Below are 8,308 nucleotides of genomic sequence, written 5' to 3'. Positions count from 1 at the left end.
ATCCAGGGCTTCACGGCAGGCGGCGAGTTCGGCAGCGCCACCGCGTTCATGGTCGAGCACCTGCCCGGCCGACGCGGGTTCGTGGCCAGCTGGCAGTTCGCCAGCCAGGGCCTGAGCACCCTGGTGTCGGCCGGGATGGGCGTGCTGCTGACCACCACCCTGCCGCCGGACCAGCTGCAGTCGTGGGGCTGGCGGATCCCGTTCGCCGTCGGGCTGCTGGTCGGCCCGGTCGGCTACTACATCCGCCGGTTCGTCGACGAGGCGCCGGAGTTCGCCGAGCAGGCCGAAGCCCCGAAGTCACCGGTCCGCACCGTGCTGCGCACCCAGAAGGGCCGGGTCCTGCTGGTGATCGGCGCGCTGCTGGTGTCCACCGTGCTCAACTACACGATCACCTACATGCCGACCTACGCGATCAAGGAGCTCGGCCTGCCCGCCTCGGCCAGCTTCACCGCGACGCTGGTCACCGGCGTGATCCTGACCGCGGTGACGCCGCTGGCCGGGCATCTGTCGGACAAGATCGGGCGGGTTCGGCTGATGAGCGCGTTCGCCGCGCTGATCCTGCTGCTGATCTACCCGGTCTTCGCCGTGCTGGTCGCCTTCCCCGGCTTCGGCGTCATGGTCGGCGTGATGCTGGTGATCGGGCTGCTCAAGGCGTGCTACTTCGGGGCGCTGCCGGCGCTGATGGCCGAGCTGTTCCCGACCGAGACCCGCGCGACGGGCATGTCGGTGGGCTACAACATCGGGGTGAGCGTCTTCGGCGGGTTCACGCCGTTCATCTCGACCTGGCTGATCGGGGTGAGCGGCAGCAACCTGGCGCCGAGCTTCTACCTGATGTTCGCGGCCGCTGCCAGCCTGCTCAGCCTCCTGGTCATCCGGCGCAACACCGGAATCCGCTGACTGTCCACTGTGCTCTGTCTGCCGATCATCGCCTGCTCTCCAAAGCTTTCACCGCGGCTGAGGTTCGGTCGGCGACCCCGAGCTTGGTGAAGATGTTGCGCATGTGGTTCTTCACCGTTCGTTCCGAAATTCCCATGGCCTTGGCGATTTCCCGGTTCGAGCCACCGCGGACGAGGTAGCCCATCACTTCGTGCTCGCGCTTGGTCAGCGCGGGCAGCTGTTCCCCCTGAGGTGCGCCGTTCGGTCCGGGCACTGCGCCGGACTGGTGGAGTTGGACGCGGAATGCCACCAGCTGCCCAACTTGTTCCAGGACGTGGCGCAGTGCGCGGGAGTGCTCGACGGCCTCCAGCAGCAGGGCGACCATCGCCCGATCCAGCGCCTGATCGTACGTGAGGGCCATCAAGCTCCTCCACCTGTGCGTGTGATCGCTGGTGCCCCCGCACCCAGCGAAGCGAATCCGTGCTGATGACCAGAGTTTCGTCCGCACGGACCAGAACGTTGCCCTGAGTCGCCCCCGTTCCCTCGAATGCCGAGCAGATTGACGCGAACAGCCCAGCGCGTGCTCGAACCGGTACCCCCGTCCGGAAGCACTGGGCCGAATTGTTCATGGTCTCGATCTCCGGCCGACCGTAAGTTCGCGGACGTCGGCCTCGCAGCACGATCTTGAACAGGGGGAACAACGAAGATGCCAGTCCCGTCAGGCACGAAGGAGGGTTCCGCACGGCCTCGGCCGTCCGGATCACCGGGCGGAATTCCCGAATACGGCGCCGATCCCGCCGCAGCGGCAGCGGCCGTGCGGCTCAGGTTGCGCGACGACACCGAACCCGTGCGCAACCTCGCGACCTTCCTGACCACGTCCTTCGAACCCGAAGCGCAGCGCCTGCACAACGCCTACCTGAACCGCAACCTCGCCGACCGCGAGCAGTACCCGGGTGTGGACGAGCTGGTGCGGGAATGCGTGCGCATGCTCGGCCATCTCTGGGGCGGCGACCCGAACGGCGTAGTGGGTTCGGCCACCACCGGATCGAGCGAGGCCGCGATGATGGCCGGGCTCTCCCTCCTGCACCGCTGGGCCGAACGCACCGGTCCCGGGAACCGGCGCCCGAACCTGGTGATGGGTGCGGGAGTGCACGCCTGCTGGCGGAACTTCTGCCGCCACTGGGAAGTCGAGCCGCGAGTGGCACCGGCTCGGCCGGGCTGCATCGGGCTCGACGCCGGGTCGGTGGCCGAGCTGTGCGACGAATCCACCATCGGCGTCGTGACCGTCCTGGGCGGCACCCTGGACGGGCGCTACGAACCGGTCCGGGAGATCACCGAGGAACTGGACCGGGTGGCCGCGGAGTCCGGGATCGAGGTGCCCGTGCACGTCGACGCGGCCGGGGGCGGGTTCATCGCACCGTTCCTGGACCCGGACCTGGCCTGGGGTTTCGACCTGCCGCGGGTGGTCTCGATCAACGCCTCGGGGCACAAGTACGGGCAGGTGCCGCCAGGTCTGGGCTGGGTGCTGTGGCGGGACCGGGACCACCGGAGCAGGCGCCTCGGCTTCCCGGTGAACTACCTGGGCAGCAACCACACCTACCACGAGTTCAGCTTCTCCCGGTCCGCCGCGCCCGTGGTCCTGCAGTACTACAACTTCATCCGCTACGGGTTCGCCGGCTACCGCAGCATGCACGCGCGTTCCCGGATCCTGGCGCAGGACCTGGCCGCCCGGCTGCGCGGGACCGGCCGGTTCCACTTCCTCGGCGACGGCCGGGACCTGCCCGTGGTGGCGGTGACCGCCGAACCCGATCTCAAGCTCGCCCAGCTGGCGGCGCACCTGGGCGAGTGCGGCTGGTCCGTGCCGGTGTACCAGCTGCCGCCCGATCTCGACGAGCTGACCGCGATGCGCGTGGTCGTCCGCAGCGACCTTCGCCCCGACGAGGTCGTGGCGTTCGCGGCGGCCGTCGACGAATTCACCCGTTCCACCAAGTGAGGAGAAACCATGCGTCCGATCCGCGTCCTCGGCAAGCTCGCGCAGGCCGCGCCGCCCCAGTCAGGTTCGGGGTTGCGGCTGGCGATCTTCCAGGGGGAGAACCCCGTGGGCTCGCCGCAGGCTGTCGTGGACAACCTGGCCAGGATGGAGGAAGCCGTGGCGCTCGCCGCGAGCTACCGAAGTCACCTGTGCGCCTTCCCCGAGTGCTACAACACCGGATACTCGCTCGGCCCCGACGAGTGCGCGGAGCTGGCCGAGCCCAGTGACGGCCTGTCGGTGCGCGCGGCCGTGAAGCTCTCGCAGCAGCACGACATCGGCATCGTCCTGCCCTACGTGGAGCGCGCCGAGAACGGCGCTCTGCACGACTCCGTGGCAGTGGTCGGCGACGGCCGGTTGATCGCCAACTACCGCAAGACCCACCTCTACGGGGCGGCCGAACGCGCCAACTTCACGCCGGGCGACGAACTTCCGCCCGTGGTCGACATCAACGGCTTCCGGGTGGGGATCCTGAACTGCTACGAGTGCGAGTTCCCGCCGCTGTACCAGTACTTGGCGCGGCGCGGTGCCGGGTTGATCGTCGGCCCGACCGCCGCCGACCGGCACTTCGTGCTCCACGACGGCTCCCCGACGCAGGTGCCCTACCCCGACGCGACCGAGCACATCATCCCTGCGATGGCCGCGGTGTGGCGGGTTTTCGTGGCATATGCCAACCGGCGGGGTTGGGAGGTCTCCGACCGCGGGCAGTGGGAGTACCGCGGCAACTCCGGGATCTGGGGCCCGGACGGGCAGCCGGTGGTGTGCGCCGGCCCGAGCGAGCAGACCGCGGACTCGCTGCTGGTCGCCGATTGCGCGCCGAGCACGATCCCCCCGTTCAGCCCGGAAGGGGACCACTTGAGCAACTCCCGGCTCAACGTCGGTGATCGCCTGCAGCCGGCGGGCTGATTCAGCGCTGGCCCGCCACCTCGGCCATCGGGGCCAGCGCAACGCCTTCCGCGGCGAACCGGTCGCGGATGGCCCGCGCGACGTCCACCGCGTTCGGCCGGTCGCCGTGCAGGCAGATGGTGTCGGCGTCGACCGGGATCGCGGTTCCCGAGACCGAATCCACCGAACCCCGGAGCACGGCCACCGCTTGATCGGCGCACCGCTGCGGTGATTTCGGCTGGGGGTCGGGTTCGATGATGATGTGGCCGTCGTCGTCGTAGTCGAGGTCGGCGAACGCCTCGCGCACCACCGGAAAACCGCGCGCTGCCAAGGATTCCGCGACCGGACCGGCGAGCAGCACCACGCGGACGTCCGGTGCTGCGGTGGCGAACGCCTCCACGATCGCTTCGGCGACGGCCCCGTCCCGGGCGGCGAGCCCGTAGAGCGCCCCGTGCGGTTTGACGTGGGCGACCGGAACTCCGTGCAGGTCAGCGATCGCCCGCAAGGCGCCGAACTGGTACAGGCAGGCCTCGGCGGCGTCTTGCGGGCTCATCGCGATCGCCCGGCGCCCGAAGCCGATCAGGTCCGGGAAACCGGGATGCGCGCCGACCGACGTCCCGCCGTCGCGCGCCAGCTGCACGGACCGGCGCATCGTCGCCGGGTCTCCCCCGTGCCACCCGCAGGCCACGTTCACCGACGAGACCAGCGGAATCACCCCGGCGTCGTCGCCGAGCCGCCAGCGGCCGAAGCTCTCCCCCGCGTCCGCGTTGAGATCGATGAGCGCACGCACTTCCACGCACCTCCCGAAAAGCCCCCGAGGAACGCGATCGTAAACCCCGGCTGCACCGAACGCAGCACTCCGAAAAGCGCAATCCCTCCCCCACTCGAACGTGGGTCTTGCGGCCACTATGGCGATGCGCGGTGCGGTCCAGCGGCGCATCCTTTCCTTGCCGACGGTTTGGTGAGGAGGGGGCACCGTGACCGCTACCAGGGTCGAACTGCCACCAGCGCGGTACGAGTTCGGCGGCGACGAGTTCGTCTTCGTCGAGCTGGACCGCGAGATGAGCCTCGAGGCGAACTTCAAGGCGATGGCGATCACCGGCGCGCTGCGCAGGCTGGACGTGGACGGCGTCATCGACATCTGCCCGTCCAACGCCTCGTACCTGGTCCGATTGGACCCCGACCGGTTGCACCCGGCCGAGCTGGTCGAGCAGCTCAAGGCGCTCGAGCACTCCGCCGGTGAGCTTCCGGCCGACTACACCGTGCAGACCCGCGTGGTCGACGTGCCGGTGCTGTTCGACGACCCGTGGACCCGCGAGACGCTGATGCGCTTCCGCGACCGCCACCAGGACCCGTCGGCCACCGACCTCGAGTACGCGGCGCGGATCAACGGCCACCCCGACGTCGGATCGCTCATCGACGCGATCACCTCGGCGCCGTTCATCGTCACCATGCTCGGCTTCGTCCCCGGGCTTCCGTTCTGCTACCAGATGGTTCCCCGCGACCGGCAGATCGAGGTGCCCAAGTACGTGCGGCCGCGCACCGACACACCGGAGCGCGCGTTCGGCTTCGGCGGGGCGTTCGCCGTGGTCTACCCCGTGCGCGGTGCCGGCGGGTACCAGCTGTTCGGGATCGCGCCCGCCCCGGTGTTCGACCTGTCCCAGCGGCTGCCGGACTTCGCCGAGCGCATCGCCTTCCCGCAGCCGAGCGACATCCTCCGGTACCGGTCGATCGGGCTCGACGAGTACGAGTCCATCCGGTCCGAGGTGGAGGTCGGCACCTTCCGCTACCGCACCCGGGACGTGGCATTCCACCCGGCGGAGTTCCTCGCCGATCCCGACGGTGTCAACGAACGGCTGATGGAGGTGCTGTACCGATGAACGAACTGATCGTGCGCTCGGGCGGCTTGTCCACGACCGTGCAGGACTCCGGGCGGGATGGCCAGTACGCGATCGGCATGCCGCCGTCGGGGGCCATGGACCAGTACTCCTACGAGATCGCCAACATGCTGGTGGGCAACCCGTCCGGTGCGGCCGTGCTGGAGGCCACCTACCTGGGTCCGGAGCTGGAGTTCACCGATGCGCGCCACGTCGCGGTGACCGGCGCCGACTGCGCCGTCACGATCAACGGCGAGCCCGCGCCGACCTGGCGACCGCTCCGCGTCGAGGCCGGGGACGTGCTGGCCGCGACGCAGGTCCGGCGCGGTGCGCGCCCGTACCTCGCGGTCAGCGGCGGGATCGACGTGGAGCCCTACCTGGGGTCCCGGTCGACGTACATGCTCACCGGCATCGGCGGTTTCCGGGGGCGCGCGCTGACCGCCGGCGACCGGTTGCCGCTGGGCTCGGAGCAGGCGGCGCCCGCGACCGGTGCGGAGCTGCCGGAGGAGCTGCGCCTGGACTTCCCGGCGGTCACCGAGCTGCGGTTCATCGTCGGCCTGTGCTCCTACCGGCTGACCGAGGACGCCCTGCGGTCCTTCCTGGACACCGAGTGGAAGGTCACCAAGGACGCGGACCGGGTCGGCTACCGGCTGCGCGGCGGATCGCTGGACTTCGTCGAGCGGGAGCAGCCCTTCGGCGCGGGCAGCGACCCGGCCAACGTGGTGGACCTCGGCTACCCGGTCGGATCGGTGCAGGTCCCCGGCGGTGACGAGCCGATCGTGCTGCTCAACGACGCGGTCACCGGCGGCGGCTACGCGACCATCGGCACGGTCATCTCCGCCGACCGCGACCTGATCGCGCAGACCCGCACCGGCAGCAAGCTGCGCTTCACCGCCGTGGACGTGGACGCCGCGGTGGCGGCCCGGCAGGAACGACGTGCGCGACTGGGCAAGGCCCGCATCGCGCTCGACGCCGACCCGAGGTGACTCTGGAGGAACCGATGTCCGATGTGGATGCTCAGCTGCCCGGCGTGTTCTACAGCCGTCCCTCCCCGGACGCCGACCCGTACATCGAGCCCGGCAACGCCGTCGAGGTGGGCCAGACGTTGGGCCTGATCGAGGTGATGAAGACCTACAACGAGATCAAGGCCGAATCGGCCGGGGTGATCACCAAGATCCTGCTGGAGGACGGCGACGAGGTCGACGTCGGCCAGACCCTGTTCGAACTGGACGAGGCATGAGCGGCCTGCGGCGGGTGCTGGTGGCCAACCGCGGCGAGATCGCGGTGCGGATCGTCCGCGCGTGCCACGCGGCCGGTGTCGAAGCGGTCGCGGTCCACTCCGATGCCGACGAGGGCGCCCGGTGGGTGCGGATGGCCGACCACGTGCAGCACATCGGCCGCTCCGCCGCTCAGAAGTCCTATTTGGACGCTGAAGTGCTGCTCAAGGCCGCCAAGGAGGCCGAGGCCGATTCGGTGCACCCGGGGTACGGATTCCTCTCGGAGAACGCGGATTTCGCCCGCGGGGTGCGCGACGCGGGCCTGGCGTTCATCGGTCCGCCGCCGGAGGCCATCGAGCTCATGGGCGACAAGGCGACGGCCCGCCGCACGGCGCAGTCGGCCGGTGTGCCGGTGGTGCCGGGCAGCGGCCCGTGCACCGACCAGGCCCAGGCGGAGCGAGCGGCGGCCGACCTCGGTTATCCCCTGCTGGTCAAGGCATCGGCCGGTGGCGGTGGCCGCGGCATCCGGCCGGTGCGCGACGCGGCGGAGCTGCGCGAGGTGCTGCCTGCCGCGCAGGCGGAGGCGCAATCCGCGTTCGGCGACTCGACCGTCTACCTCGAGCGCGCCATTCCGCAGGCGCGGCACGTGGAAGTCCAGGTGCTCGCCGACGACCACGGCAATGTCCGGCACCTCCTGGAGCGGGACTGCTCGGTCCAGCGGCGTCGGCAGAAGCTCATCGAGGAAGCGCCGGCACCCCAGCTGTCCGACGACGCGCGACGCGCCATCGCGGAGGCGGCGGTGCGCTTGGCCGAGCACGTCGGTTACCGCAACGCGGGGACCGTCGAGTTCCTGGTGGACGCCGACGAGAACTTCTACTTCATCGAGATGAACACGCGGATCCAGGTCGAGCACCCGATCACCGAGGCGATCACCGGGATCGACCTGGTCGCCGAGCAGCTGCGCATCGGCGGCGGTGCCCCGCTGTCCTTCGACCAGGACTCGGTCCGGGCGCGCGGTGCCGCCGTCGAGCTGCGGATCAACGCCGAGGACCCGCAGCGCGCCTTCGCACCGACGCCGGGCGTGGTCACCGAGTTCGAGCTCCCCGGTGGCCCGGGTGTCCGGTTCGACACCTGGATCGGCCCCGGCGATCGGGTGAGCCCGTTCTACGACTCGCTCATCGCGAAGCTGGTGTGCTGGGGCGCGGACCGCGAGCAGGCGCACGACCGAGCGCGGCAGGCGCTCCGCGAGTTCCGCGCCGAGGGCATCGCCACCACCGCAGGACTGCACGAACGCCTGCTCGCCGAACCCGACCTGCGCCGTGGTCCGGTGCACACGACGTGGCTGGAGCACCTGCTGGAGGAGTGATCCCCGCTCCGGCGGTCTTGCCGGAGCGGGGACACACGTCGGGGTCGCCGCCGCCTTC

General features: G+C 70.3%; 9 protein-coding genes. 7 read left to right on the top strand and 2 right to left on the bottom strand.

The window, feature by feature from the left end:
• Positions 1-897, top strand: an 897-nt coding sequence (locus tag ABTZ89_RS31495) for an MFS transporter (RefSeq protein WP_351051563.1), incomplete at its 5' end; no start/stop codon positions are given.
• A 25-nt stretch (positions 898-922) separates the two neighbouring features.
• Here ABTZ89_RS31495 and ABTZ89_RS31490 read toward each other — a convergent pair.
• A complete protein-coding gene (locus ABTZ89_RS31490; RefSeq protein WP_270949186.1) occupies positions 923-1,297 on the bottom strand; it encodes a response regulator transcription factor in 375 nt (124 codons plus the stop codon).
• A 285-nt stretch (positions 1,298-1,582) separates the two neighbouring features.
• On the opposite strand from ABTZ89_RS31490, the gene gad reads away from it, so the two are divergent.
• Together gad and ABTZ89_RS31480 are read left to right on the top strand one after the other, a co-directional pair.
• Positions 1,583-2,869, top strand: coding sequence for a glutamate decarboxylase (gene gad, locus ABTZ89_RS31485; protein ID WP_351051560.1), 1,287 nt, complete (start codon positions 1,583-1,585; stop codon positions 2,867-2,869).
• 9 nt (positions 2,870-2,878) lie between these two features.
• Positions 2,879-3,811 (top strand): nitrilase-related carbon-nitrogen hydrolase, encoded by a 933-nt coding sequence (locus tag ABTZ89_RS31480; protein ID WP_270949183.1) that lies wholly within the window; start codon positions 2,879-2,881, stop codon positions 3,809-3,811.
• Between the two features lies 1 nt (position 3,812).
• On the opposite strand, the gene ABTZ89_RS31475 is transcribed toward ABTZ89_RS31480, so the two are convergent.
• Positions 3,813-4,580, bottom strand: a complete 768-nt coding sequence (locus ABTZ89_RS31475; protein ID WP_270949181.1) for a LamB/YcsF family protein — start codon at positions 4,578-4,580, stop codon at positions 3,813-3,815.
• Between the two features lie 187 nt (positions 4,581-4,767).
• On the opposite strand from ABTZ89_RS31475, the gene ABTZ89_RS31470 reads away from it, so the two are divergent.
• The 4 genes from ABTZ89_RS31470 to ABTZ89_RS31455 are packed head-to-tail and all read left to right on the top strand — an operon-like array spanning position 4,768 to position 8,250.
• Positions 4,768-5,670, top strand: coding sequence for a 5-oxoprolinase subunit B family protein (locus tag ABTZ89_RS31470; protein ID WP_270949180.1), 903 nt, complete (start codon positions 4,768-4,770; stop codon positions 5,668-5,670).
• A complete protein-coding gene (locus ABTZ89_RS31465) occupies positions 5,667-6,653 on the top strand; it encodes a 5-oxoprolinase subunit C family protein (protein WP_351051555.1) in 987 nt (328 codons plus the stop codon). The genes ABTZ89_RS31470 and ABTZ89_RS31465 overlap by 4 nt, the downstream gene beginning before the upstream one ends.
• A gap of 14 nt (positions 6,654-6,667) precedes the next feature.
• Positions 6,668-6,907, top strand: coding sequence for an acetyl-CoA carboxylase (locus ABTZ89_RS31460; protein ID WP_270949178.1), 240 nt, complete (start codon positions 6,668-6,670; stop codon positions 6,905-6,907).
• Positions 6,904-8,250 (top strand): acetyl-CoA carboxylase biotin carboxylase subunit, encoded by a 1,347-nt coding sequence (locus ABTZ89_RS31455; protein WP_351051551.1) that lies wholly within the window; start codon positions 6,904-6,906, stop codon positions 8,248-8,250. Before ABTZ89_RS31460 ends, ABTZ89_RS31455 begins: the two co-directional genes overlap by 4 nt.
• The last annotated feature ends 58 nt before the right edge of the window (positions 8,251-8,308 follow it).

It is taken from the genome of Saccharopolyspora sp. NPDC002686, from assembly GCF_040295745.1.
In the GTDB taxonomy this organism is placed as follows: domain Bacteria; phylum Actinomycetota; class Actinomycetes; order Mycobacteriales; family Pseudonocardiaceae; genus Saccharopolyspora; species Saccharopolyspora oryzae.
Note: the sequence above shows the minus strand (reverse complement) of the source record. Positions and strands in the feature narration are given on the sequence as shown.

Excerpts from the sequence above, each read along its gene's own strand:
- ABTZ89_RS31490 (WP_270949186.1), bottom strand. The coding sequence starts at position 1,297 with ATGGCCCTCACGTACGATCAGGCGCTGGATCGGGCGATGGTCGCCCTG.
- ABTZ89_RS31460 (WP_270949178.1), top strand. The coding sequence starts at position 6,668 with ATGTCCGATGTGGATGCTCAGCTGCCCGGCGTGTTCTACAGCCGTCCC.
- gad (WP_351051560.1), top strand. The coding sequence starts at position 1,583 with ATGCCAGTCCCGTCAGGCACGAAGGAGGGTTCCGCACGGCCTCGGCCG.
- ABTZ89_RS31480 (WP_270949183.1), top strand. The coding sequence starts at position 2,879 with ATGCGTCCGATCCGCGTCCTCGGCAAGCTCGCGCAGGCCGCGCCGCCC.
- ABTZ89_RS31465 (WP_351051555.1), top strand. The coding sequence starts at position 5,667 with ATGAACGAACTGATCGTGCGCTCGGGCGGCTTGTCCACGACCGTGCAG.
- ABTZ89_RS31455 (WP_351051551.1), top strand. The coding sequence starts at position 6,904 with ATGAGCGGCCTGCGGCGGGTGCTGGTGGCCAACCGCGGCGAGATCGCG.